Source organism: Arthrobacter gallicola (genome assembly GCF_014836775.1).
GTDB classification, from domain to species: domain Bacteria; phylum Actinomycetota; class Actinomycetes; order Actinomycetales; family Micrococcaceae; genus Arthrobacter_B; species Arthrobacter_B gallicola.
On the sequence record NZ_JACSQD010000006.1, the window covers coordinates 17557 to 41799 of the forward strand.

Sequence of the window (24243 nt, forward strand, 5' to 3'; positions counted from 1 at the left end):
GCCTGAGTAGTTTCCGCAGGCCCCCGAAGTCTCTAAATCCATGTTTTTCAGGGAATGCCGATAGGCTATGAAACAAACGTTCCCCCGGTCCCCCGACCGCCACACTTCAGGAGTTTGTGCTGTGAGATTCACACCCAAGAACCGGACGCGGACCGCTGCCGCCGCCGGTGTTATCGCGCTGTCGCTGCTGGGCGCCACCGGCTGCAGTGCCGTGAACGATCAGGCAACCACCATGGAGTACTCCCCGTCCGACGGCATCGTCCAGGACATCGGCGAGCTGCAGCTGCGCAACATCGTTGTGGTCAGCGACGGCGACGGCGAGCCCGGCCGCCTGCTGGGCACCGCGGCCAACGCTTCCACCGAGCCCATCACCTTTGAACTGTCGATCGGCGGAACGGACCTCTCCTGGAACATCCCGGCCGGCGGCAAGGTGGTCTATGACGATGAACCCCAGGCTCTCGTCGAGTCCGTCAACGTTGTTCCCGGCACCGGTATCCGCGCCGAAGCCACTGCCGCTTCGGAGTCCGCCACCCTGAACATTCCGGTTGTGGACGGCCAGGTCCCCTACTACAAGGACTACCTGCCGACGCCGGAGGCTACCCCCTCCAGCGAAGCCACTGAGGAAGCAACCGCGCCCGCCGCCGGAGAGCCCACCGGGGCTTCCACCGCCGAGCCCACCGGCACGGCCGCTCCGTAACGGAGCCACCACGTCACAGCGCCACCACGTCACAACTCTGCGAGGCCCTGTCCGATCTTCCGGACAGGGCCTCGCAGTTGTTTAAGGCACCTTTCGTCTCAGCACACGTCCGCCGCTGCCGCCCCTTATGCCTCGAACTTGTAGCCGAGCCCGCGGACGGTCACCAGGTGCCGGGGCGCCGAAGGATCAGGTTCGAGCTTCGCGCGCAGGCGTTTGACGTGCACATCGAGAGTCTTTGTGTCTCCTACATAATCGGCGCCCCAGACCCGCTCGATCAGCTGACCGCGGGTCATTACCCGGCCGGAGTTCCGCAGCAGCATTTCCAGCAGCTCGAACTCCTTCAGCGGCATGGACACAGCCTGGCCGTCGACGCTGACCACGTGCCGCTCGACATCCATGCGGACCGGTCCGGCCTGCACAGCCGCGGCGTTGAAGTCACCGGCGTCGCTGCGGCGCCGCAGCACGGCCCGGACCCGGGCCAGGAGCTCGCGGGAGGAGTACGGCTTCGTGACGTAGTCGTCCGCCCCCAATTCCAGGCCCACCACCTTGTCGATCTCGGCGTCGCGGGCGGTCAGCATAATAATCGGCACGTCCGAGCGCTGACGCAGCTGCCTGCACACTTCTGTCCCGGGCAGGCCCGGCAGCATCAGGTCCAGCAGCACCAGGTCGGCTCCGGAGCGGTCAAACTCCACAACGGCGTCCGCACCGTTGTCCACGACGGCGACGTCGAACCCCTCCCGTTCGAGCAGGTAGGACAGCGGGTCGCTGAAGGACTCTTCGTCCTCCACAATCAGGATCCTGCTCAAGCGTTTACTCCTTGTTGGCCGGCGCAGGCGCGCCAGGGGTTCGCGGCGGCAGTTCCGCCTGTTCATCCAGTTCGGCGGTGTCCATCTCCGGCAGCCGCACGGTAAAGGTTGATCCCTGGCCGGGCTGGGACCACAGGCTGACTTCTCCGCCGTGGTTGGAGACAACATGCTTCACGATGCTCAGACCCAGGCCGTTGCCCCCGGTGTTGCGGGAGCGTGCGGAGTCGAGGCGGTAGAAGCGCTCAAAGACCCGTTCCTGGTCCTCGGCCGGAATTCCGGGGCCACGGTCGGTGACCGTTATCTGGGCCAGGCCGTCCCGGGACCGGATCCCGACGCCCACTTGGCTGCCCTCCGGCGAATAACGGATCGCGTTGTCGATCAGGTTGCGGAAGGCTGTGGTGAGCATGGGTCCGTCAGCGAAGACGGGGTTCTCGGCCGTGCCGCCGACCACCAGCGTGATGTTCCGGTTCTCCGCCGGAAGCCGGTTGGCCTCCACGGCATGGGAGACCAGCTCATTGATGTCCACGGGCTCGGCATGGTCAACCATGTCCGCGCCCTGCAGCCGGGAAAGTTCGATAATGTCCTGCACTAGTGCGGCAAGCCGGACGGCTTCCTTGTTCATCCGCTTGGCAAAGCGCCTCACCGCTTCCTCATCCGCTGCAGCGCCGTCGATTGCCTCTGCCAGCAGGGAGATGGCACCGACCGGCGTCTTCAGTTCATGCGAGACGTTGGCAACAAAGTCGTTCCGCATCTCTTCGGTACGGGTGGCCTCGGTGCGGTCGTCAGCGAGGATCAGAATGTACTCCTCGGCGATCGGCGCCACCCGCAGCTGGAGGATCAGGCTGGTTTGGTTCAGCGCACCCCGGTGCAGTTCAACAAACTGGTCCTCGATCACCCCATCCCGGCGGACGCGGGCGGTCAGCGCCAGTACCTCGTCCTGCATCAGGGTGTGCCCGCGGACCAGGCCGAAGGCGTAGGCGCCGGGGCTGGCGCGGACCACGCCGTCGATACCGTCCACAACGATGTACGCCCGGCCCAGGACACCAAGGATCTCGGCCGCGCCCTCGGACAGCGCCGGCTCATCCACTTCCGCCAATTCGCGGCGGTGCCGCTGGCTGGACATATAGGCGACAACGCCGAAGACGCCAACGGCCAAGCCGAGGATGCCTGACAGCAGGCCCAGCAGTACAGGATTCACAGTTCCTAGCTTAGGCGGACGCAGCGGCACCGAACTGCCCTCCGGTGGCATTCACCCAAGCGTTAAACTAACGTTCACTTCAAGGGCGCCGTTCGTTCACCGGTTACTGGCACCATTGACGGAGCCGTACCGGCTGGCGGCCGGCTGTATAAATGTTCATCGAAAGGACGCATCAGTGCGCAAGGTTTTTCAAGCCGAGCTTCACCAAATCGGAGAGGAGCTGACCCAGATTTCCCAGCTCGTTACCGAGGCGATGAAAAAGGCCACTCTGGCGTTCGAGACCGCAGATACCGAGCTCGCCCAGGACGTGATCGCCGCTGATGCACGCATTGACTTCCTGCAGAACGACCTTGACGAGCGTGCCATCGATATCCTGGCGCTGCAGGGGCCCGTGGCCAGCGACCTGCGGATGATCGTCGGGTCCCTCCGGATGAGCGCATCGCTCGAACGCATGGGCGACCTTGCCCGCCACATCGCCCAGCTGACCCGCCTGCGCTACCCGGCCAACGTGGTCCCCGACTCCATGGTTGAGACCTTCAAGGAAATGGCACGTCTGGACATCGCGATCTCTGAACTCCTGACCGAGCTCCTGGAGACCCGCAACCTGGAACTCAGCAAGGACATCTACGCGCACAACACACGCATCAACGAACTCCACGTGAGTGTGTTCAAGGCCGTGGCCTCACCGGAGTGGAACAACTCCGCTGTCACTACCGTGGATCTGACCCTGGCCAGCCGCTACTTTGAACGGTTCGCGGACCACGGCGTGTCAGTGACCCGCAAGGTCAACTACCTCGTGACCGGTGACTGGCAGCCCATTTCTGAGAGCCCGCTCTGATCAACTGACTCCGGACCGGCCAGCCGACTCCGAACTGATCAGCTGACTCTGCCCAGGCCCAGCCGGCGCGCAGACTGAAAAGGCGCCCCTCCCCGTGCGGGAGGGGCGCCTTTCTGCGCGGAACAGGTTACTTCTTCTGCTTGCCCTGATTCGCCACGGCCTGAATGGACGCAGCTGCGGCCTCCGGGTCGAGGTAGGTGCCGCCGGCCTTGACCGGCTTCAGGTTTTCGTCGAGTTCATACACCAGCGGGATACCGGTGGGGATGTTCACGGCGGCGATGTCGGCGTCGGAAATTCCATCGAGGTGCTTGACCAGGGCGCGCAGCGAGTTGCCGTGCGCGGCGATCAGAACGGTTTTGCCGGCCCGGATGTCCTTGGTGATCTCGTTTTCCCAGTACGGCAGGAAGCGTTCCAGGACATCCTTGAGGCACTCGGTGCGCGGCAGCTCATCCGCGCTGAGGTCCGCGTAGCGCGGGTCGTGGGCCTGGGAGAAGTCGCTGTCGTCCGGCAGGGGCGGCGGCGGGGTGTCGTAGGAGCGGCGCCAGAGCATAAACTGCTCTTCGCCGTATTCGGCCAGGGTCTGGGCCTTGTCCTTCCCCTGAAGGGCGCCGTAGTGCCGCTCGTTCAGGCGCCAGCTGCGCTTGACGTCGATCCAGATGCGGTCTGCCGCTCCCAGTGCGATGTTGGCCGTGTTGATGGCCCGCTGCAGCCTGGAGGTGTAGAGAACGTCCGGCAGGATGTTGTTCTCCACCAGCAGCTCTCCGCCGCGGAGCGCTTCGGCCCGGCCCAGGTCCGTGAGGTCTACATCCACCCAGCCGGTGAAGAGGTTCTTTTCATTCCATTCACTCTGCCCGTGGCGCAGAAGGATCACTTTGTAGGTCATAAAAGCATCGTATCCGAGTGCACTGGCGGCGGGCAGGGCGGCAGCGTAACCAACACCGGGCGATGGGCGGTACCTGTTCGCCCGGTCAGGACCATACCTTCCCGGCCAGTAACATTGTTTGGTGCAAAATCCCGTGAAGCCCGTTGGAAACATGACCCGGGGCACTACAAACCCCAACCGGCTGCGCAGGGTGGACCGCTGGCTGTCCGGCCCGGAAGCGTGGCGCCTGCGCCGGGCGGCTGACCCGCTGGTGATCGACCTTGGCTACGGGGCCGCCCCGACGACCGCGGTGGAACTGCACCACCGGATGGGCAGTGTGCGGCGGGACGTGAGTGTGGTCGGGATCGAGATCGATCCGGACCGGGTCCTGGCTGCCAAACCGCTCGAGCGCTCCGGCCTGAGTTTCCGCCAGGGCGGATTTGAACTGCCTGTCGACGGACGGCGTCCGGTCATGGTGCGGGCCTTTAACGTGCTGCGTCAGTACGGTGAGGACGAATACGCTGCCCACTGGGATATGGTCCGCAGCCGGCTCGCGGCCGGGGGGATCTTTGTTGACGGCACCTGCGACGAGATTGGCCGGCGCTCCACGTGGGTGGTCCTTGATCCCTCAGGTCCGGTTTCGCTGAGCATTTCGCTGCGGTTTGGGGCCTTTGAGCGGCCGTCCGACGTCGCCGAGCGCCTGCCCAAGGCGCTGATCCACCGCAATGTTCCCGGGGAACGGATTCACGTTTTCCTGCGGGCAATGGACAAGGCCTGGCTGGACGCGGCCCCGATGGCTTCCTACGGCACCCGGCAGCGCTGGATCGCCATGTGCCGGACACTGCGCAGCCAGGGCTGGCCGCTGCTGACCGGACCGTCCCGGTGGCGGCTCGGCGAAATTACCGTGGCGTGGAGCGCCGTCGCACCGTCGTTGGGCCGGTGCAGGTAGAGCCGGCTACCGGGCCGCTACCAGGACCCGTAGGCTCCGCCGCGGCCTTTGGACTCGTTCAGCGCCGGGCGGACGTCCGCCAGGTAGACCGACGCCGCGACCACGGCAGCCAGCTCAAAGAGCAGCAGGGCCAGCGGGCCGAACAGCAGCACCGAGAGCAGACCCACCGCGGCGGCACCGCCGGTGAGGCCCATCCAGAACCCCTTGGTCCGTTTGTAGGCACGCTCGAAATCCGCGGGCTTGCGCCGGGCGCAGTCCGCGAAAGCCCACAGTTCGATTCCCAGGGCCACGAGGCCCAGGACCAGGTAGAGCAGGTTCTGCAGCTGGAAGACTAGTATCACTCGGCCAGCCTACCGTGCCAGCGCCTGCTCAAGGTCGTTCCAGAGGTCTTCAACGTTTTCGATTCCCACGGACAGCCGCAGCAGATTCTCCGGAACAGATACCGGTTCTGCTGGCTGCCGCCTCCGCCGCTCGATCAGCGATTCAACTCCGCCCAGCGAGGTGGCCGGAAGCCAGAGGTTCACTTTTTCGGTCACGGCGTCCGCCGCAGCAGCGCCGCCGGCCACCTCAATGCAGAGGATCGAGCCGAAGCCGTTCATTTGGGTGGCTGCCCGGGCGTGCCCCGGATCTCCGGGAAGCCCCGGGTAACGGACGTTTTCCACCCGGGGATGTTCCTGCAGCCGGCGGGCCAGGTCCATCGCCGTCGCCATGGACCGTTCCACCCGCAGCGCCAGCGTGCGCAGGCCGCGCAGGGCCAGCCACACCTCGAACGGACCGCCCACGGCACCGTGCAGCGAACGGTAGGTCAGCAGCTGGGCGCGCAGCTCCGGATCGGAGGTAACCGCTGCGCCGAGGACGACGTCGGAATGGCCGGAAAGGTACTTGGTCACCGAATGGACGACGACGTCGGCACCCAGGTCCAGGGGCCGGGTCACGAGGGGCGTCGAGAAGGTGTTGTCTGCCACCACGATGGCTCCGGCAGCGTGGGCAGCCGCGCTCAGCGCCTCAATATCGGCGACTTCCAGCATGGGGTTGGTGGGGCTCTCGAGCCAGAGCATCGCCGCTCCGTCCAGCGCCTCGATGACCTCAGCGGTGTTCGCAATATCCACCGTGCGGACACTGATCCGCCCGTTCTGGGCATCTTCAGCGGCCAGCAGAAGGGAGCCCTGATAGCTGTGCCGGGGCATCACCAGGGTTCCGCCGGCGGGAATCAGGGACAGTGCGGCGATGACCGCTGCCAGCCCGGAGGAGTAGACCAGCGCGGGAAGCTCAGCATTCTCCAAGGCTCCCAGAGCCTCCTCGAACGGTTCCCACGTGGGATTGGAGTACCTGCCGTAGACGCGGTCGCCGTCCCGGGTCGCGCCGGTTCCGAGGAACGTCGAGGTGAGGACGATCGGCGGATTGACCGCCGAATCCGCGAGGCGTTCCGGGCGTCCGGCGGACACCACGAGGGTTTCGGCGGACAGGTTCGCGGCATGCCGTTTCGGCTCGGTGGCTGTGCTCATGGCATTCAGCCTAGACCCGCCGGGCGCCGCACCGCCGAACGTTTCGCTATGCTCCGTCATGTTTCGCCGGGCCGCCTGCCCGCGGGTTCCACCTGCCGGCACGGCGTTCCCAGCCTGACTGGGTAGGCTATGCGGGTGAGTATTTCGAAACCTTCCGCCGGTCTCTTTATTGCCTTTGAAGGCGGCGACGGCGCCGGTAAGTCGACGCAGGCTTCACTGCTCACGGAAGCCCTGGAGCAGGCGGGCCGGCGGGTGGTCCGCACCCGCGAGCCCGGCGGAACCCCTGTGGGCGAGAAACTGCGGGGACTCGTCCTGGAGCACGGCCACGGGGAAATTGATCCCCGCACCGAAGCCCTGATTTTTGCCGCCTCCCGCGCGGCGCACGTCCAGCAGGTGATTCTTCCGGCCCTGGAGCGCGGCGACGTTGTGGTCTGCGACCGTTACATCGATTCCTCTGTTGCCTACCAGGGCGCTGGACGCGCGCTGGGCACAGACACCGTCCGCGGACTCAATGAATGGGCTACGGAGGGACTGGTTCCCGACCTCACGGTCCTCCTGGACGTTGACCCCGGGGCCGGCCGGAGCCGCCGCACCGCCTCCGCTGCCGCCGAAGACCGGCTTGAATCCGAGCCCGATGAATTCCACGGCAGCATTCGGGAAGCGTTCCTGACGCTGGCCGGGGAATCCCCCGAACGGTATCTGGTGCTCGATGCCGGACTTCCGGTGCCCGTACTGGCCGGGCAGATCCTGGCCCGGATCGGCGGGCTGCTTCCGTGAGCGTCTGGGATGACCTCCAGGGGCAGGCTCCCGTGGTCGACCAGCTGCGCCGTGCGGCCGCCGAGGAACGCCCCACCCATGCCTGGCTGTTCACCGGACCGCCCGGCTCCGGGCGGTCCAACGCTGCCAGGGCCTTTGCCGCTGCCCTGCTGTGTGAAGCTGAGGACCCTTCCGAGCGCGGTTGCGGACACTGCCGGGCCTGCCGCACCGCCCTGGCCGGTTCCCATGCCGATGTCTCCTCGGTGACCACCGAGAAGGTCACCATCAGCATCGACGAGGCCCGCGAGCTGGTGAAGAAGGCCCAGGACAAACCCTCCACCGGACGCTGGCGGGTGCTGATCGTTGAGGACGCCGACCGCATGCAGGAACGCAGCACCAATGTGCTCCTCAAAGCGATCGAGGAACCGCCGCCGCGGACCATCTGGCTGCTCTGCGCGCCCAGCCCCGGGGATGTGCTGGTGACCATCCGGTCCCGGTGCCGTCCCGTGGGCCTGCGGCTGCCGCCGGTGGCCGACGTCGCTGAACTCCTGGTCCGCCGCGACGGGGTCGACCCCACCGTGGCTGTGGAGGTGGCCCGGGCCGCGCAGAGCCACGTGGGTGTGGCCAAGCGCCTCGCCACCGATGAGGGAGCCAGGGCCCGGCGGGAGAAGATCGTGCGTCTTCCGCTGTCCCTGCGCAGCGTATCGGGTGCCATGAAGGTGGCTGCGGACCTGGTGGCCCTGGCCGAGGCCGAGGCCGCCAGCTCCTTTGAACAGCGGAACGCCGAGGAGAAGGCCGCCCTGCTGGCGTCGCTCGGCGCCCCGGAGACGGGAACCCTGCCGCCCTCGATGCGCAGCCAGGTCAAGCGGCTGGAAGATGACCAGCTGCGCCGGGCGAAACGTTCCAAGAATGATTACTTCGACCGGGCCCTGACGGACCTGCTGTCCTTCTACCGCGACGTCCTGGTACTTCAGCTGGATTCCGGGACTGACCTGGTCAATGAGGCGCTCCGCTCCGAGCTTGAGGAGTTTGCCGGCCGCAGCGCTGCGGAAGCAACCCTGGCGCGGATGGAGGAGATCAACGCCGTCCGGCGCCGGCTGGTCACCACCAACGTCGCCCCGCTGCTTGCCATCGAAGCGATGGCAGTCAGCCTGTTGTGATGACACCCCGCCACAGCGCCAGCACCCCTATGGACTCAGGAGCCGCACCAATGCCCCCAGTACGACGCCGTCCCCGGACTTCCGTCCGCACCCTGCGCCGCGCCGCGGCAGCCGCCGGTGCCGCCGCCGTCGTCCTGGGTTCCCTGGTTGCCTGCACACCCGAGGAGTCCCAGGGGCCGGAAGAAGGCACGCAGTCCGCGGCGCCGGAGGTCATCGGTGACGTCCCGGCGGAGCTCGAGTCGTACTACACGCAGGAAGTCGTCTGGGAGCCCTGCGAGGAGGACTTCCTCTGCGCCAGCGTTGAAGTGCCCATGGATTACTCGGATCCCGGCAGCAGCATCGGGCTCGAAGTGATTCTGGCCGAGTCCGGCGGCACGCCCGCCGGCACCATCCTGCTCAACCCCGGCGGACCGGGCGGTTCGGGGTATGACACGGTGCTTGAATCCCTGAAAGGGGTCACCACCGACCGGCTGCGCAGCAGCTTCAACGTGCTGGGCTTCGATCCGCGCGGCGTCGGCCGTTCCACCCCGGTGGACTGCCTGAGCGACAAAGAGCTCGATGAGGCGCGCAGCGAAACCATTGATCCGTCCACGGACGCCGGCTTTGAGGAAGCCCGGGAGAGCGCCCGGGACTATGCCGAGCAGTGCGCCACGGAATCCGGTGAGCTCCTTGGTTTTGTGGACACCAAAAGTGCCGCGCGGGACATGGACATCCTGCGCGCCGTCGTAAACGATCCGAAACTCAACTACCTGGGCTTCTCCTACGGCACCTTCCTCGGAGCAACCTATGCAGAGCTGTTCCCGGAGAACGTCGGCCGGATGGTGCTGGATGGAGGAATTGATCCATCGGCCAGCAACGAGGAGATCACTCTTGGCCAGGCGCGGGCTTTCGAAACGGCGATCCGCTCCTACGTCGAAGACTGCCAGTCTTCCTCCAACTGCCCGCTGGAGGGCAGCGTTGACGACGGGGTGCAGACTATCCGCGACCTGATCGCCTCCGTCGAAGCCAGCCCGCTGACAGCAGCGGACGGACGGGTGGTCAACGCCTCGATCTTCGTCAGCGGGTTCATCCTCCCCCTGTACAACGACGCCAACTGGCCCGCCCTCACCCAGGCACTCAGCTCGGCCCTGCGCGGTGACCCCACAACCATGCTGATGCTGGCCGACCTTGGTGCGGAGCGGAACCAGGACGGCACCTACGCCTCCAACTCCTCCGAGGTGTTCAGCGCGGTGAACTGCCTTGATTACCCGATGGAAACCGACCGCGGGGCGATGGCGGTGGATGCCGCGGAACTCGACGAAGCGTCCCCGACCCTGGGCCGGTTCCTCGCTTACGGCGGTCTGACCTGCGAGGCATGGCCGCATGCCCCGGTGAACGAACCGCACCGGATTACCGCAGAGGGTGCTGCGCCTCTGCTGGTCATTGGCACCACCGGCGACCCGGCCACCCCGTACGAGTGGTCGCAGGCGCTGGCGGATCAGCTGGACTCGGCGGTGCTCCTCACCTGGGAGGCCGAGGGCCACACCGCATATGGCCGCGGAAACCAGTGCATCGCGGATGCGGTGGATGACTACTTCATCGACGGGACAGTGCCGGAGGACGGTTTGGTCTGTTCGTAAACCACTGCGGTGCCGCTGGGTTGCGGGGGCTTCCCGGCGGCGCTTTTGACCCGGATGCTCCCGCCGTATAAAGTTATTCCTTGTGGATTCTGGCCGGTAGCCCGGCGCAGAGGAAGCCCGCCTCCTTAGCTCAGTTGGTAGAGCGTCTCACTCGTAATGAGAAGGTCGCCAGTTCGATTCTGGCAGGAGGCTCCCTATCGAAGCCCTCGGAACCCCCGGTTCCGGGGGCTTCGCTGCAGCGCGAGCCCGGCAACATTTGGGAGCAATCATCACCACCCTCACCACCGCCGTCCGGAGGCGCCCCGAATCCGCACGGGCAGCCGGGTACTGCCTGCACATCTTTTTCGGGGTAAGCATTCTCCTGCTGCTCAGTGATCCGGTGGCTGGGATCATCGCCATTATGCCCGTGGTTTTTGGCTTCATCGGTATTTTCCGCCAGCTCCGCAGTGCCCTCGCCAACCGCCGTGCGGCCGCTGACCGTTCGGCGCAGGAGGCGGGCCGGGCCGGGACCCGCGGCTACCTTCCGTCCAGCACCTGGCGCAGCACCCCGGCAAAGGCATCCGGATCTCCCGCGCCCGGTCCGGCTTCCGGACCCATGAACCCGCTGTGTCCGCCAGGGAAGGTCACCGGCAGTGTTCCCAGCCGGTCAGCTGTCACCTTGGCGGCGCGTGCCGCCATCGTGCCGCTGGATTCCTCCCCCACACCAACGACAATGCTCGCCGGACCATCACGGAGCCCGTCAAAGTCCGGCTGAAATGCTGTGCAGGTCCGCAGGTTACGGGCAAACAACGGATCGTCCCTGGTGCCGTCGTCGGCCTCCGGACGTGTGGCGGCCTCCCGGCTCGTACCGGGCTCCGGATCGCCGGGGTCCGGCAGGTCCGCGGGTTGCAGGTGCCCGGAGCCTGCTGGAAACTCGCCCCGCCAGTCTGCATACTCCATGAACCGTGCCATGGCCGCACCCCTGCCGTGTTCCTGATAGGTCTGCAGTATCGCCTCGATGCCGGCCAGGGCCGCGTGGCGGTCGGGGAGAATCCCGGCCAGCGGGGGTTCGTGCACCACGAGGATCCGGATCTGCTCTCCGGCCTTAGCGGCGAACGCCAGCGCGTTGACCGCTCCCCCGCTGCTGGCAAAGATGTCCACCTGCGCGCTGCCGAGATCCGTGACCAGCGCATGAAGGTCCTGGGCGTGCAGCTCGGGTGAGCACTCCGTATCGGAGGTTTCGCTCCGCCCTGTGCCCCGGGGGTCATAGGTGAGCGTAGTACGGTCGGAAAACCGGGCGGCGAGGGCAGTGAAGCCACTGGCATCCATGGGAGAGCCGAACAGCAGCAGCGGCGGCTCCGCACTGGTCCGGACCTCCGCGACGTCATAGACGATACGGGCTCCGGGCACCTCCAGGACATGGTTGGTAGGGCGGTTGGTCATGGTGCTGCTCTCTTCAGTTAGCGGGCAGTGTGTTTTCGGACTGTTCCGGGACGACGGCGCCAGCTGGGCCCGCAGCGGGTTCGGCTGGGGCTGGGGCTGGGGCTGGGGCTGGGGCTGGGGCTGGGGCTGGGGCTGGGGCTGGGGCTGGGGCTGGGGCTGGGGACAGCCAACCCTCGGAGAGCGCATTTGTCAACGAGGAACGGGCAGCCCCTGCGGGGTACACCGGCGGGTGGAATGCGGCGGGCGGGTGAGGCCACACCGGGGAAAACCGCAGAAAACCACCGGTGACCCCGGCCCCGGCACCCCGGTGTGTGTCCGGACACAGGCGTCTGCGATAATCGGTGGCCCAGGTAACCCCCAACAGCTAGGATGACCCATGGTTTTGCTCGACCCGTCAATCTGGACAGGCAAGATTTACGTAAACGGCTGGCGTGACGGAGGTGCAGGCACCGCCAATGCAACGGAGCCGGCCACCGGCAACACGCTGGGGAGCTACGGCGTGGCTTCTGTGGAGGACGTCCGGTCCGCAGCCCGCGCCGCGGCCGCGGCGCAGAAGGAATGGGCTGAGCGTAAACCCGAAGAACGCGCTGCCGTCCTCCGCCGGGCCGGATTGCTCTGGGAAGAGCATGCGGAGGAAATCGACACCTGGATCTCCCGTGAGACGGGCAGCATTGCGGCTAAAGCCGCATTGGAAACGCACACTGCAGCCAACGAGTGCTATGACGCCTCTGCCCTTCCTGCCCTCCCCGCCGGTGAAGTGCTGACAAGCAATTCGAGCCGCTGGTCCCTCGCTCGGCGGCGGCCAGCCGGCGTCGTCTCCGTCATTGCTCCGTTCAACTTTCCCCTGATCCTGTCTATCCGTGCGGTTGCCCCGGCCCTGGCCCTGGGAAACGCCGTCCTTTTGAAGCCGGACCCGCGTACCGCCGTCTGCGGCGGCGTCGCGCTGATGCGCGTTTTCGAAGAGGCCGGCCTTCCATCCGGGCTGTTGTCCCTGCTCCCCGGCGGTGCTGAGATCGGCGCGGCAGTGGTTGAGGCCCCTGAGGTGAGGGTCATTGCGTTTACCGGGTCCACCGGCGCCGGACGCAAGATCGGCGAGACCGCCGGGCGCCTGCTTAAGCGGGCGCATCTGGAACTGGGGGGCAACAACGCCATGATCGTGCTTCCGGGCGCGGACCTGGCAAAGGCCGCCTCTGCTGCCGCCTTCGGATCCTTTATGCACCAGGGCCAGATCTGCATGACCACGGGGCGCCATATTGTCCACGAGGACATCTACGACGAGTATGTTGCGGCGCTCACCGAGAAGGCCGAACACCTTCCCGTGGGAGATCCGGCCGGTGGCCAGGTGGCGCTTGGACCCATCATCGACGAAAACCAGCTCAAGAAGGTCAACGGTATTGTGCAGGACGCCGTCGCTGCCGGAGCGCGGCTCACCGCCGGAGGGACCAGCGAAGCTCTCTTCTACCGGCCCACCGTGCTGGCCGATCTCACTCCGGATAACCCGGCCTGGACCCAGGAGATCTTCGGTCCTGTGGCACCGGTGATGAAATTCGCCAGTATCGATGAGGCCGTGGCGCTGGCCAACGACAGTGACTACGGACTTTCCCTGTCCATCCTGGGTGACGTCGGAATGGCAATGGCTATCGCCGACCGAGTGGAATCCGGCAAGGTCCACATCAACGAACAGACCGTCAGCGACGAACCCAATGCTCCTTTCGGCGGGGTCAAGGATTCCGGCAACGGAAGCCGCGTCGGAGGTGCCGCCGCGAATATGGAATCCTTCACGGAAATCCAGTGGCTCACCATGCGGCCGGAGATTGCGTCCTACCCGTTCTAGTCCTTCCTGCAGCACCATAAGCGGCGGCCGCCCGGCAGGGCAGCCGCCGCTTTTCCATTGGGTTTCTTCCCCCGGATCCCGCTCAGGAATTCCGGGGCAATTCTTGCGGAAACATTGTGCTAACCGCGGGGTGAACTTGAGCGTTTGTCCGGTCATAGCTCTGTATCGTCCTTCCCATCAGGAGAAGCGCATCCTGTCGAAGTGAGCTACAGAGAAACCTGCATTGAACGTGTTACCTGCGTCACCTTTAGATCTTTCCCCAGGAAAGAACCCGCAGTATCCCCCAAGAAAATGTACTGCGAAAAGACGAGCCACACAGTTGCATGTGCGGTACCAACCACCCGTCCGTGGAAGGTACCTGGCTCACCATGCCCCGGCTTCCACCCCATTGGATGCCGGGGCATGGCTTTAACCGGGCCCGATTAGCGGCGGGGAAACAAGTGAGCAGGGGTGAACAAGCCTGACCTCCGGCTCCACAGGTAACGTGGCAGGACGGCTTGGTTTTTTGCGGGCTGCCTGCGCCTCTGAAGCACTCAACGTCGTCCGGTTAAGGGAGAAACCATGAGCATGGCTACGGACCGGCCCTCAGAGTCCCCGGATGTGACTGCTGCCGACCGCCATAATCTGATCCGTGTCCTCGGCGCCCGGGAGAACAACCTCAGGAACATCAGCGTCGAAATCCCCAAACGCCGTCTCACGGTGTTTACCGGGGTCTCGGGTTCGGGCAAGAGTTCGCTCGTCTTCGCGACCATCGCGGCGGACTCCCAGCGGATGATCAATGAGACCTACAGTGCCTTCGTGCAGGGGTTTATGCCGTCGCTGGCCCGCCCCGACGTCGACCAGCTGGAAGGGCTCACCACAGCCATCATCGTGGACCAGGAACGGATGGGCGCCAACCCGCGGTCCACGGTTGGCACCGCCACCGATGCCAACGCCATGCTGCGTATCCTGTTCAGCCGTCTCGGGGACCCGCACATCGGTTCCCCCAACGCTTACTCCTTCAACGTTCCTTCGGTGAGGGCCAGCGGTGCGATCACTATTGAACGCGGGGGCAGGACCAAGGCCGAGAAGGCCACCTTCAACCGTCTCGGCGGGATGTGCCCGCGGTGTGAGGGTATGGGCTCGGTCAGCGACTTCGACCTGACGGCCTTGTATGACGACTCCAAGTCGATCCTCGAGGGGGCCCTGACCATCCCCGGCTACAGCATGGACGGCTGGTACGGGCGGATCTTCAGCAACACCGGGCTTTTCGATCCCAACAAACCCATCGCCAAGTTCACGAAAAAAGAACTGCACGCCCTTCTGTACCAGGAGCCGACCAAGCTCAAGGTCGAGGGCATCAACGTCACCTTCGAAGGCCTGATCCCGAAAATCCAGAAATCCATGCTGTCCAAGGACCGCGAAGCGATGCAGCCGCACATCCGTGCCTTCGTGGAGCGCGCCATCACGTTCTCCACCTGCCCGGACTGCGGCGGCACCCGCCTCGCTCCTGAAGCGCTCTCCTCCCGGATCAGGGGAAAGAACATCGCCGACCTGTGCTCGATGCAGATCAGTGACCTCGCGCAATGGGTCCGGGAGCTGGACGAGCCGTCCGTTGCACCCCTGCTGGCCGGGCTCCAGCACCTGCTGGACTCCTTCACGGAGATCGGGCTCGGCTATCTCTCCCTGGAGCGTCCCGCCGGGACACTCTCCGGAGGCGAGTCACAGCGGACCAAGATGATCCGGCATTTGGGCTCCTCACTCACCGACGTCACGTACGTTTTTGATGAGCCCACCATCGGACTGCATCCGCACGACATCGAACGGATGAACCAGTTGCTGCTGCAGCTGCGGGACAAGGGCAACACCGTTCTGGTGGTGGAGCACAAGCCGGAAATGATCGCGATTGCCGACCACGTCATTGATCTGGGGCCCGGTGCCGGAACGGGTGGTGGGGAGATCTGTTTTCAGGGCACGGTGGAAGGGCTGCGCGCCGCGGACACCGTCACCGGCCGGCACCTGGATGACCGGGCACAGCTCAAACCATCCGTACGGCAGCCCTCCGGTGCGCTGGAGGTCCGCGGTGCCTCGACCAACAACCTGCAGGACGTCGACGTCGATATTCCGCTCGGAGTCTTTTGCGCACTGACCGGGGTGGCCGGGTCCGGGAAAAGTTCACTCATCCGGGGTTCGGTTGCGGGACGCGAGGGCGTCGTCGTGATTGACCAGAGCGGGATCAAAGGGTCCCGCCGGAGCAACCCGGCAACCTACACGGGGCTGCTGGAGCCAATCCGCAAGGCGTTTGCGAAGGCCAACGGCGTGAAGCCGGCACTGTTTAGTTCCAACTCGGAGGGCGCCTGCCCTGTCTGCAACGGTGCCGGGGTGATTTACACCGACCTGGGTGTGATGGCCACGGTGGAATCCACCTGTGAGGAGTGCGGCGGCAAACGGTTCCAGGCGCAGGTGCTGGAGTACACCCTGGGCGGGCGGAACATCGCCGAGGTGCTGGCCATGTCTGTCACGGAGGCGGAGGAGTTCTTCAACAACGGGGAAGCCCGCACGCCGGCGGCGCATAAGGTGCTCTCCCGGCTGGCCGACGTGGGGCTGGGCTACCTGAGCCTGGGCCAGCCGCTCACCACCCTTTCGGGCGGTGAACGTCAGCGGTTGAAGCTCGCCTCGCAGATGGCGGAGAAGGGGGACATCTACGTTCTGGATGAACCCACCACGGGCCTGCATCTGGCCGACGTCGAGCAGCTGCTGGGTCTGCTGGACCGGCTGGTCGACTCTGGTAAGTCGGTGATTGTGATCGAACACCACCAGGCGGTGATGGCCCACGCGGACTGGATCATCGACATGGGTCCGGGGGCCGGGCACGACGGCGGCCGGATTGTGTTCGAGGGAACGCCGGCGGAGCTGGTGGCATCGCGGGCCACGCTCACCGGCGAGCACCTGGCCGCTTATGTGGGGGCATGAGCACGATGGGACCCATCTGAGTCAGCAGGCGGCATCCATCCGCCGCACGGCTGTGGTGTCATGGTGCGTGCTGTGGCGGGTGAGCCCTCCTGCCGTCCGTTCCGCGACCAGCGAGAGGTAGGCGTTTCGCCGGGCAGGTGAAATTCGGGATTCGACTGACACCGGCGCATCCGAGTCAGCGTAGTGCGTCCCGAGGCCGTCGCGGAGCAACCGGACTGCCTCTGCCCGCTGCTGGGAAATGGCGGAGTGGGTAGTTCCCAGCTCGGCGGCGAGGTCCTTGACTGAGCGGTCGCGGAAATAGATCTGTTCTACGACGTAGCGCATCCTCTCCGGCAAGGCGGCTACTGCCGCCCGAAGATACTGCAGACGCTCGGCTGTCAGAACTGCTTCCTCCGGCGAAGAGAGTTCACTGACAAGTGACTCCGAGGTGGAATCGTCAAGATAGGACACGCTGCGTGAGGCATCAGCGAGTGCTTCATCGACGGCGGCGCGGTCTACGCCCATTGCGGAGGCGATTTCAGCCGCTGCAGGAGTCCGGCCAAGCACTGCAGTGAGCGTTTCCTTCACTGCCAGAGTGTCCCTTATGCGCTTTCGTGCCGTCCTTGTTGCCCAGTCAGCCGCGCGCATCTCGTCGGCGAAAGCCCCCACTATTCTGCGCCGTGCGTAAGCACCGAAGGGCACACCAAGCTCCGCATTGAAGGAGTCAGCGGAAGTGATCAGAGCAGCCGCCCCGGCTGATGCCAGCTCTTCGCGGGAAAGGTGCGTCACTTTGGCGCATGTCTCCGAGACCAGATATCCCACCAGCGGCAGGCTCTCCACAACCAAACGGTTGCGTGCTTCGCGATTCAAATACGGACCCCCAAAGTCCTTGTTTCCAGCTAAGAGCGCTTACCGGTTGGAAAGGAGCTGAGACTCCCGGCTGATTCCAAAAAATTCGGCGTAGCACGTGCAACATATCACTAACATTGGGGCAATAAATGCCGATAAGGGTCTTTCATCGGCAGCCTGTGGTTTTAACCGGAACAAAACTGAAGGTGGCCTTCCCCTCGGGGAAGGCCACCTTCAGTTTTTAGCCGTCGTGCCGGCTGGCGAAACGGCTGTTAAGCGAAGTCGGAGGTCGCCGGATCGGCGCCGAAGCGGGTGCCGTTATCCAGTGCGTTGATCGCGTCGATGTCTTCGTCGGCCAGCTTGAGGTCCAGTGCGGCCCAGTTCTCCTGGATGCGGGACTCGGTCACGGACTTCGGAATCACGATGTTGCCGAGCGCCAGGTGCCAGGCGATAACCACCTGGGCCGGCGTGGCGCCGTCGTACTTCGCTGCGATGTCCTGCAGGACCTGATCATCCAGCAGGCCCTGGCCGGAGCCGAGCGGCGAGTAGGACTCGTGCTTGATGCCGTGCTTGGCCTCGAACTCGCGCAGTTCCTTCTGCGCCAGGTACGGGTGGGTTTCCACCTGGTTCAGGACGGGGACGACGCCGGTGGCGTCGATGATTTCCTGCAGCGCCTCGACCGTGAAGTTGCAGACGCCGATGGACTTGACCCGGCCGGTCTTCTGCAGCTCAACGAGGGCCTTCCAGGTGTCCACGTACTTGCCCTGCTTCGGCTGCAGCCAGTGGATCAGGTACAGGTCCAGGTATTCCAGGCCCAGGCGTTCCATGGAGGCGTCGAAGGCGGCCAGGGTTTCTTCGTAGCCCTGGTCGGCGTTCCAGACCTTGGTGGTGATGAACAGGTCTTCGCGCGGCAGGCCGGAGGCGGCGATGGCCCGGCCGACGCCGGACTCGTTGCCGTAGATCTTGGCGGTGTCGATGTGGCGGTAGCCGGCCTCGAAGGCCATGCCCACAGTCTTTTCCGCAAGTTCGTCCTCAACCCGCCAGACGCCGTAGCCGAGCTGGGGGATGGTGTTTCCGTCGTTGAACGTCACAAGTGGGGATGTAGTCATGATCACTATCCTGCCCCTCACTGCGGTGCCGCGTTGACCAAACGGTGCCCTGTTTGCTGGCCGCGAAATTTCGGCACTGAACCCCGGCGCTGGGGACCAGCGCTGAAACCGGACCCTGAAAAGGGTGCTGCCGGCTCCCTTTGCCCGGCTAACCGCCGGCTTGATCGGCGGCGAGCACGCGTTCTGCCTCGGCGATGTCCTGTTCCACGAGCTGTGCCCGGCGCCGGACGTTCTCGATGCCGGAGGACGCCATCCCCCAGCGTTCGCCTTCCAGCCGCGACATGGCCGCCGCTTCCGCGGTGGCTGCCAGCGAGTTGCCTGACCGGGACAGGGCTCGGTGGACGGTGATCATCCGGCCCGGGATGTCCTGGCCCGCGCTGGGGCACTGCTCCTGGGCGTGCGCGCAGACCGCCCGGACACGCGGCAGGAGCCCGGAGAGCTGATTGGCTACGAGTGCCAGCTCGTTATAGAGCGCATCGTCCTCGACGCCTTCCAGCATCTGATGGTAGCGGTCCAGCCCGCGGGTGAAGCGGTCGTGGGCACGCCGCCATACACCCTTGCCGAGTTCGACGTCGTCCTTGCGCCCCTGCCGGGCTGCTGCGAAAAGTGCCATCTTGCGGAAAATTCTACAGATACTGTCCGGGACCCGCGTGGGGCTCAATCCGGCTGCCCGAACCGGGGGCCTGCCGCTGCTGGCCCGGAGCGGCACCGGCACGCCGTGGTTCACCGTCTTCCCCCACAACCACTCCCGGTGCGAGGACCGTGCCGGGCGGCAGCTGGCGCAGCTGCAAGCGGCCCTGCAGCTGCTGGTTGGCGGTCTGCTGGGCTGCGATGGCGGTCTGGATGCCGCGGAACAGTCCCTCCAGCCAGCCCACCAGCTGAGCCTGGGCAATGCGCAGCTCCGCGTCGGTCGGCGTTGCGTCTTCGAGGAAGGGCAGGTTTATCCGCTGCAGTTCGGTGACCAGCTCCGGAGCCAAGCCGTCATAAAGTTCCTTGAGCGACCGCTCATGGATCTCCGCCAGGCGGTTACGGGCCGCGTCATCCAGGGGTGCGTTGCGCACTTCTTCGAGTAGCTGCTTGATCATGGTGCCGATCCGCATAACCTTCGCGGGCTCATCCACCAGTTCATTCAGCTTTGCCGGGCCGTTTTTGTCCTGTGGATTCCCGTTTTCGGCCCCGCTGCCAGTGTCCTGCGCTGCACCCGGCTGAACAGGTGCACCTGGGTCCTGGGTCTGGGCTCCGGCGGGGCGGAATCCAGTGCCGTCCCGCTCCGGGGACTGGGCCGGCCCTCCGGCGGGAGCCCCGGAGGCTTGAGCACCGGGGACGGCCGCAGATCCGTTCTGTTCAGTCATAAATAAATGCTCTCACGCTTGGGGCCGGTTGTTCCGGGCGCTAGTCGCTTTCAAGCTCTTCTTCCCGCTTTTCCGCGTATTCCCCGTTGGGACTCAGGCCGGGCACGTACTGGCCGGCGTTGAGCTGGCCTGACGTGTAGTGGCGTGAGTCGAACTCGGGACCGGAGTCCTGCTGTTCCTCCGGCAGGTTGATGTCCTCGGCCAGATGCTCATCCTCGTTGTCCGGCTCCGGGAGGGGAAGGCTGATGTCCTCACGCAGGTGGGGGTCTTGGGGCAGTTCATCGCGTCCAGGCATCTAACCAGCAAAACAGGAACCGCCACCCACTACAAGGGCCGCTGGACGGGAACCGCAGCGCAAAAACGCGGCAGGACCGGCGCCAGGTGGCACCGGGCCTGCCGCGTTACGGCCTCAGCAGCAGTGAGTCAGCAGCAGCGTCCGCCGGGGACGAGGTCCTGGCGGTCCATCTTGTCCTTCCAGAACTCCCGCTCCGTCAGCACCGGGCCGGCGCAGCCGGACGCCGCGTGGTGCGCCTGGTATTTGCGGTAGGCGTCTTCGCCCATCACATCGCGGAAGAAGCGGATGAAGCCCCGCAGGCTGCCGGCCAATGCCGCCACCATCAGTGCCCGGCTCCTGCTGTTTTCGCCGCGGGATTCTTGTCCTGCGGCAGGGCCCTCCACCGCGCTTCGATCTCCTTCTCCAGCGGGGTGGCGAAGAACCCGGCCGGCGCAAAAATCCGCGACGGCACTGCCGGATCCTCGGCACTCGGAGCGCCTCCGGAACGGTAGGAACGGACCGAGGCAATAACAGCGGTGACAATCACGATGATGGCCAGCGTCACGAACAGGATGGACAGGATTCCCTGCACAAAAGTGTTGCGGACAACGGCCTCCATGGCCTCCACGGTCTTGGCGGTGCCGAAGCTGGTCTCCCCGGCAGCCAGCGCGTTCTTGAACGCGTTGTGCTGAGCCCAGTAGCCCACCCCCGGGACCGGGGAGAAGATCTTGTACATCGAGGCCGTGATCGTCACGACCGAGGCGAAGCCCAGCGGCAGCACCACCACCCAGATGTACTTGAAGAGGTTCTTCTTGGCCAGGATCGCCAGGCAGATAGCCAGCGCGATGGCCGCCAGAAGCTGGTTGGCGATGCCGAACAGCGGGAAGAGAGTGTTGATTCCGCCCAGCGGATCCGTCACGCCCATGATCAGGATCGACCCCCAGCCCGCGACCATAACGGCCGTACAGATCCAGGCTCCCGTACGCCACGAGGTGTCCCGGAACTTCGGGATAAAGTTGCCGATCGAGTCCTGCAGCATAAAGCGGGCCACGCGGGTACCGGCGTCGACGGCCGTGAGGATGAACAGCGCCTCGAACATGATGGCGAAGTGGTACCAGAAGGCCATCATGCCCGGACCGCCGATGAAGCTCTGCATGATCATGGCCAGTCCGACGGCGAGGGTTGGGGCACCGCCGGTGCGTGAAACCACGGACTCTTCGCCGACGCCGGAGGCCAGCGACGTGAGCATGTCCGGTGTCAGGTTCACCCCGGCCAGGCCGAGGGAGTTGACGAAAGCGACGGCGCCCTCCACGGTTCCGCCGGTGGCTGCGGCGGAGGAGTTCATGGCGAAGTAGATTCCCCGGTCAATGGAGAGCGCGGCAACCAGGGCCATGATGGCCACGAAGGACTCCATCAGCATGCCGCCGTACCCGATGAACCGGGTCTGGCGTTCCTTCTCGATCATCTTCGGCGTGGTGCCGGAGGAGATCAGGGCGTGGAACCCGGAGAGGGCACCGCAGGCGATCGTGACGAACAGGAAGGGGAAGAGTGGCCCGGCGACCACCGGCCCGTCCGACCGGGACGCGTACTCGCTGAACGCGGGAACGCTGATCTCGGGACGGACGATGATGATGGCCACGGCCAGCATCACGATGGTGCCGACCTTCATGAAGGTGGAGAGGTAGTCCCGGGGGGCCAGCAACAGCCAGACCGGAAGGACAGCGGCAATAAAGCCGTAGATGATGATGCCCCAGGCGATGGTGACCCGGTCCAGGGAGAAGAGCGCCACACCCCATTCGGTGTCCGCAATCCAGCCGCCGCCGATGATCGCCAGCATCAGCAGCACAAAACCGATGATGGAGACCTCAGTGACTTTGCCGGGCCGCAGGAAGCGCAGGTACACGCCCATAAACAGGGCGATCGGAATGGTCATGGCGACGGAGAAGACACCCCAGGGGCTCTCGCCCAGGGCGTTGACGACCACCAGCGCGAGGATCGCAACGATGATGATCATGATGGTCAGGGTCGCGATGAGGGCGGCGGTGCCGCCGATCAGGCCCAGCTCTTCGCGGGCCATCTGGCCGAGCGAACGGCCGCCTCGGCGCATGGAGAAGAACATGACCAGATAGTCCTGGACCGCTCCCGCCAGGATGACGCCGACGATGATCCAGACCGTACCGGGCAGATAGCCCATCTGGGCTGCCAGCACGGGGCCGACCAGCGGTCCGGCCCCGGCGATGGCGGCGAAGTGGTGGCCGTAGAGCACCCGGCGGTCGGTTGCGGCGTAGTCCTTGCCGTCCGCCTTGTATTCGGCGGGAGTCGCACGGCGGTCGTTGGGCTTGAGGAGGTGCCGTTCAATAAACTTGGAGTAGAAGCGGTACCCAATGAAGTAAGTACAGACCGCTGCGAACACGAACCAGATGGCGTTGACTGTTTCACCGCGGATAATCGCGAGCATGGTCCAGCTGATGCCGCCCAGGAGGGCAATACCTGTCCACAGGATGATCTTGGCCGGCGTCCAGCGGCGCTCCTCGGCCTCGGCGGCGGCGTCGTCCAACGCAACCGGCGGCAGATCCGTGTCCTGGACCAGGACGTCCGGGCCTGTGTCCACCGGATCGTGCCCGGCCGGCCCCTTTCGGTGCCGTCTGTTCTCACTCATGGTGCTACCCCTTGTCAGCAGTGCGGTTCCGCACCTTGGAACGGGGTGCGGGTGATGCGCACGAGGGTAGCAGCGGTATCCGTGCTCCAGGTCACATACACGCCGGACCGGCCGCCGGTGTTCGGCGGCCGGTCCTGGTTTTGCGCTGAGTGGGGTTTTGCGGCGGGTCTATACCGTCAGCAGGATCTTCCCGGTGTGCTGGCCGGAGTCGAAGTACTCATGCGCGGCGGCCGCCTCAGCCAGCGGGAAGGTGCGGTCCACCAGGGGCTTGACGGTCCCGTCCCGCAGCATGGGCCAGACGTACTCCCCGACGGCGGCCATAATGGCGCTCTTTTCTTCCTCCGGGCGTCCCCGCAGGGTTGTGCCCATCACTGCGCAGCGCTTGGTCATCAGCGCGTTGAGGTCGATCTCCGCCCGGGTGCCGCCCTGCATGCCGATGATGACCAGCCGGCCGGCGACGGCGAGCGCATCGACGTTCCGCTGCAAGTAGCTGGCACCCATCACGTCCAGGATCACGTCGGCACCGTGTCCGCCGGTGGCCTTCCGGACTTCCTCCACGAAATCCTGTTCTTTGTAGTTGATGAGGACCTTGGCCCCCAGGCTCCGCGCCAGTTCCAGCTTCGAGGCGCTGGAGGCAGTCACCATCGGCACCGCACCGAACGCGGCAACCAGCTGAATTGCCATGCTGCCGATCCCGCCGGCCCCGCCGTGGATGAGGACAAAGTCACCTTCCCGGACACCGGCCGCCATAAACAGATTCGAAAACACCGTTGCGGCTACTTCCGGCAGGGCGGCGGCAGTGATCAGGTCCAGCTCCGGCGGCACTGTCAGCACCTGTCCGGCGGGAACCGCCACCTGCTCCGCGTAGCCACCGCCGGTCAGGAGAGCGACGACGTCGGCTCCCACCTCCAGGTGCTCCACTCCGGAACCCACCGCGGCTACCCGGCCGGAGACCTCCAGACCGGGGAATTCCGGGGCACCCGGCGGGACGGGATAGTTCCCCTTCCGCTGCAGGACATCGGCGCGGTTGAGCCCTGCGGCTGCCACATCAATGAGGACCTCGCCCGGGCCCGGCACCGGTGCAGGGACCTCCCGGAGTTCCAGGACCTCCGGTCCGCCTGGTTCGCTGATAACGATGGCTTTCATGCTGCCTCCTGTAGCTGGTGAAGATTTTGGCGAATTGGGCTCATCTGCCAGACTACTAGCGGGGAAGGTTGTCCGAGCGGCCGATGGAGCTGGTCTTGAAAACCAGTGTGCGGTAACCCCGTACCAAGGGTTCGAATCCCTTACCTTCCGCATCTGCACCCCGGTTCACTGAGCCGGGGTGCTTTTTTATGCCATTGCATATTGTGCTGGCATGTTACTTCGCCGATTCATCAGCATGCTTGCCCTCAAATAGGGTTGATGTGTGGTTTCCGGCCCA

At 65.3% G+C, this 24243-nt stretch carries 22 protein-coding genes and 2 tRNA genes; 10 read left to right on the forward strand and 14 right to left on the reverse strand.

The annotated features are described in order from the left end of the window. Positions 1–121 precede the first annotated feature (121 nt). Entirely contained in the window at positions 122–697 is a 576-nt protein-coding gene (locus H9639_RS12685) for a hypothetical protein (RefSeq protein ID WP_191808452.1), read from the forward strand. Between the two features lie 125 nt (positions 698–822). Here the strand turns inward: H9639_RS12685 and H9639_RS12690 are convergent, their stop codons facing one another. Then, positions 823–1503, reverse strand: a complete 681-nt coding sequence (locus H9639_RS12690) for a response regulator transcription factor (protein WP_191808453.1) — start codon at positions 1501–1503, stop codon at positions 823–825. A gap of 4 nt (positions 1504–1507) precedes the next feature. Then, positions 1508–2701 carry a sensor histidine kinase gene (locus H9639_RS12695; RefSeq protein ID WP_318242084.1) on the reverse strand — a complete coding sequence of 398 codons (1194 nt, stop codon included), beginning with the start codon at positions 2699–2701 and terminating at the stop codon, positions 1508–1510. 175 nt (positions 2702–2876) lie between these two features. Here H9639_RS12695 and phoU point away from each other — a divergent pair, with 175 nt between their 5' ends. Further along, positions 2877–3539, forward strand: a complete 663-nt coding sequence (phoU, locus tag H9639_RS12700) for a phosphate signaling complex protein PhoU (RefSeq protein ID WP_191808455.1) — start codon at positions 2877–2879, stop codon at positions 3537–3539. A 127-nt stretch (positions 3540–3666) separates the two neighbouring features. On the opposite strand, the gene H9639_RS12705 is transcribed toward phoU, so the two are convergent. Continuing rightward, on the reverse strand, positions 3667–4422 hold the full coding sequence (locus H9639_RS12705) for a phosphoglyceromutase (protein WP_191808456.1): 756 nt from the start codon (positions 4420–4422) through the stop codon (positions 3667–3669). Between the two features lie 151 nt (positions 4423–4573). Between H9639_RS12705 and H9639_RS12710 the strand changes: the two genes are divergently transcribed. Further along, complete coding sequence (locus H9639_RS12710; protein WP_225219604.1) at positions 4574–5350, forward strand: class I SAM-dependent methyltransferase; 777 nt, start codon at positions 4574–4576, stop codon at positions 5348–5350. A 17-nt stretch (positions 5351–5367) separates the two neighbouring features. Here H9639_RS12710 and H9639_RS12715 read toward each other — a convergent pair whose 3' ends face one another. Both H9639_RS12715 and H9639_RS12720 read right to left on the reverse strand, forming a co-directional pair. Then, the gene (locus H9639_RS12715) at positions 5368–5691 is read right to left on the reverse strand and encodes a DUF2516 family protein (protein WP_191808458.1); all 324 of its coding nucleotides are present in this window, start codon (positions 5689–5691) and stop codon (positions 5368–5370) included. A gap of 9 nt (positions 5692–5700) precedes the next feature. After that, complete coding sequence (locus tag H9639_RS12720; RefSeq protein ID WP_191808459.1) at positions 5701–6855, reverse strand: trans-sulfuration enzyme family protein; 1155 nt, start codon at positions 6853–6855, stop codon at positions 5701–5703. Positions 6856–6996: 141 nt separating this feature from the next. On the opposite strand from H9639_RS12720, the gene tmk reads away from it, so the two are divergent. From tmk to H9639_RS12740, 4 genes are all read left to right on the forward strand, one after another. Further along, positions 6997–7632 carry a dTMP kinase gene (gene tmk, locus H9639_RS12725; RefSeq protein ID WP_191808690.1) on the forward strand — a complete coding sequence of 212 codons (636 nt, stop codon included), beginning with the start codon at positions 6997–6999 and terminating at the stop codon, positions 7630–7632. Next, positions 7629–8771: a DNA polymerase III subunit delta' gene (locus tag H9639_RS12730; protein ID WP_191808460.1), complete on the forward strand. Its 1143-nt coding sequence runs from the start codon at positions 7629–7631 to the stop codon at positions 8769–8771. The genes tmk and H9639_RS12730 overlap by 4 nt, the downstream gene beginning before the upstream one ends. Positions 8772–8821: 50 nt before the next feature. Next, entirely contained in the window at positions 8822–10390 is a 1569-nt protein-coding gene (locus tag H9639_RS12735; RefSeq protein ID WP_191808461.1) for an alpha/beta hydrolase, read from the forward strand. Between the two features lie 119 nt (positions 10391–10509). Beyond that, positions 10510–10582: transfer RNA gene (locus H9639_RS12740), tRNA-Thr, on the forward strand. A 324-nt stretch (positions 10583–10906) separates the two neighbouring features. On the opposite strand, the gene H9639_RS12745 is transcribed toward H9639_RS12740, so the two are convergent. After that, entirely contained in the window at positions 10907–11812 is a 906-nt protein-coding gene (locus tag H9639_RS12745) for an alpha/beta fold hydrolase (protein WP_191808462.1), read from the reverse strand. Positions 11813–12188: 376 nt separating this feature from the next. Here H9639_RS12745 and H9639_RS12750 point away from each other — a divergent pair, with 376 nt between their 5' ends. Both H9639_RS12750 and H9639_RS12755 read left to right on the forward strand, forming a co-directional pair. Then, the gene (locus H9639_RS12750; RefSeq protein WP_191808463.1) at positions 12189–13646 is read left to right on the forward strand and encodes an aldehyde dehydrogenase family protein; all 1458 of its coding nucleotides are present in this window, start codon (positions 12189–12191) and stop codon (positions 13644–13646) included. 561 nt (positions 13647–14207) lie between these two features. Continuing rightward, the gene (locus H9639_RS12755) at positions 14208–16598 is read left to right on the forward strand and encodes an ATP-binding cassette domain-containing protein (RefSeq protein ID WP_191808464.1); all 2391 of its coding nucleotides are present in this window, start codon (positions 14208–14210) and stop codon (positions 16596–16598) included. Between the two features lie 21 nt (positions 16599–16619). Here the strand turns inward: H9639_RS12755 and H9639_RS12760 are convergent, their stop codons facing one another. From H9639_RS12760 to H9639_RS12795, 8 genes are all read right to left on the reverse strand, one after another. Further along, the gene (locus H9639_RS12760; RefSeq protein WP_191808465.1) at positions 16620–17447 is read right to left on the reverse strand and encodes a sigma-70 family RNA polymerase sigma factor; all 828 of its coding nucleotides are present in this window, start codon (positions 17445–17447) and stop codon (positions 16620–16622) included. A gap of 251 nt (positions 17448–17698) precedes the next feature. Next, complete coding sequence (locus tag H9639_RS12765; protein WP_191808466.1) at positions 17699–18535, reverse strand: aldo/keto reductase; 837 nt, start codon at positions 18533–18535, stop codon at positions 17699–17701. Positions 18536–18683: 148 nt separating this feature from the next. Then, positions 18684–19148, reverse strand: coding sequence for a hypothetical protein (locus H9639_RS12770; protein ID WP_191808467.1), 465 nt, complete (start codon positions 19146–19148; stop codon positions 18684–18686). Positions 19149–19161: 13 nt separating this feature from the next. Continuing rightward, entirely contained in the window at positions 19162–19887 is a 726-nt protein-coding gene (locus H9639_RS12775) for a bacterial proteasome activator family protein (RefSeq protein WP_191808468.1), read from the reverse strand. Between the two features lie 40 nt (positions 19888–19927). Further along, positions 19928–20182, reverse strand: a complete 255-nt coding sequence (locus H9639_RS12780) for a hypothetical protein (RefSeq protein WP_191808469.1) — start codon at positions 20180–20182, stop codon at positions 19928–19930. Positions 20183–20310: 128 nt separating this feature from the next. Further along, positions 20311–20505, reverse strand: coding sequence for a YbdD/YjiX family protein (locus H9639_RS12785; RefSeq protein WP_191808470.1), 195 nt, complete (start codon positions 20503–20505; stop codon positions 20311–20313). Then, positions 20505–22820: a carbon starvation CstA family protein gene (locus H9639_RS12790; protein WP_191808471.1), complete on the reverse strand. Its 2316-nt coding sequence runs from the start codon at positions 22818–22820 to the stop codon at positions 20505–20507. Before H9639_RS12790 ends, H9639_RS12785 begins: the two co-directional genes overlap by 1 nt. A gap of 168 nt (positions 22821–22988) precedes the next feature. Continuing rightward, the gene (locus tag H9639_RS12795; RefSeq protein WP_191808472.1) at positions 22989–23966 is read right to left on the reverse strand and encodes an NAD(P)H-quinone oxidoreductase; all 978 of its coding nucleotides are present in this window, start codon (positions 23964–23966) and stop codon (positions 22989–22991) included. A gap of 62 nt (positions 23967–24028) precedes the next feature. On the opposite strand from H9639_RS12795, the gene H9639_RS12800 reads away from it, so the two are divergent. After that, positions 24029–24116: transfer RNA gene (locus H9639_RS12800), tRNA-Ser, on the forward strand. Positions 24117–24243: the final 127 nt, after the last annotated feature.

Coding starts and splice junctions, on each gene's coding strand:
- H9639_RS12735 (WP_191808461.1), top strand. CDS start 8,822: ATGCCCCCAGTACGACGCCGTCCCCGGACTTCCGTCCGCACCCTGCGC.
- H9639_RS12750 (WP_191808463.1), top strand. CDS start 12,189: ATGGTTTTGCTCGACCCGTCAATCTGGACAGGCAAGATTTACGTAAAC.
- H9639_RS12765 (WP_191808466.1), bottom strand. CDS start 18,535: ATGACTACATCCCCACTTGTGACGTTCAACGACGGAAACACCATCCCC.
- H9639_RS12755 (WP_191808464.1), top strand. CDS start 14,208: ATGAGCATGGCTACGGACCGGCCCTCAGAGTCCCCGGATGTGACTGCT.
- H9639_RS12785 (WP_191808470.1), bottom strand. CDS start 20,505: ATGGTGGCGGCATTGGCCGGCAGCCTGCGGGGCTTCATCCGCTTCTTC.
- H9639_RS12780 (WP_191808469.1), bottom strand. CDS start 20,182: ATGCCTGGACGCGATGAACTGCCCCAAGACCCCCACCTGCGTGAGGAC.
- H9639_RS12770 (WP_191808467.1), bottom strand. CDS start 19,148: ATGGCACTTTTCGCAGCAGCCCGGCAGGGGCGCAAGGACGACGTCGAA.
- H9639_RS12705 (WP_191808456.1), bottom strand. CDS start 4,422: ATGACCTACAAAGTGATCCTTCTGCGCCACGGGCAGAGTGAATGGAAT.
- H9639_RS12790 (WP_191808471.1), bottom strand. CDS start 22,820: ATGAGTGAGAACAGACGGCACCGAAAGGGGCCGGCCGGGCACGATCCG.
- H9639_RS12710 (WP_225219604.1), top strand. CDS start 4,574: ATGACCCGGGGCACTACAAACCCCAACCGGCTGCGCAGGGTGGACCGC.
- H9639_RS12795 (WP_191808472.1), bottom strand. CDS start 23,966: ATGAAAGCCATCGTTATCAGCGAACCAGGCGGACCGGAGGTCCTGGAA.
- H9639_RS12775 (WP_191808468.1), bottom strand. CDS start 19,887: ATGACTGAACAGAACGGATCTGCGGCCGTCCCCGGTGCTCAAGCCTCC.
- H9639_RS12745 (WP_191808462.1), bottom strand. CDS start 11,812: ATGACCAACCGCCCTACCAACCATGTCCTGGAGGTGCCCGGAGCCCGT.
- H9639_RS12720 (WP_191808459.1), bottom strand. CDS start 6,855: ATGAGCACAGCCACCGAGCCGAAACGGCATGCCGCGAACCTGTCCGCC.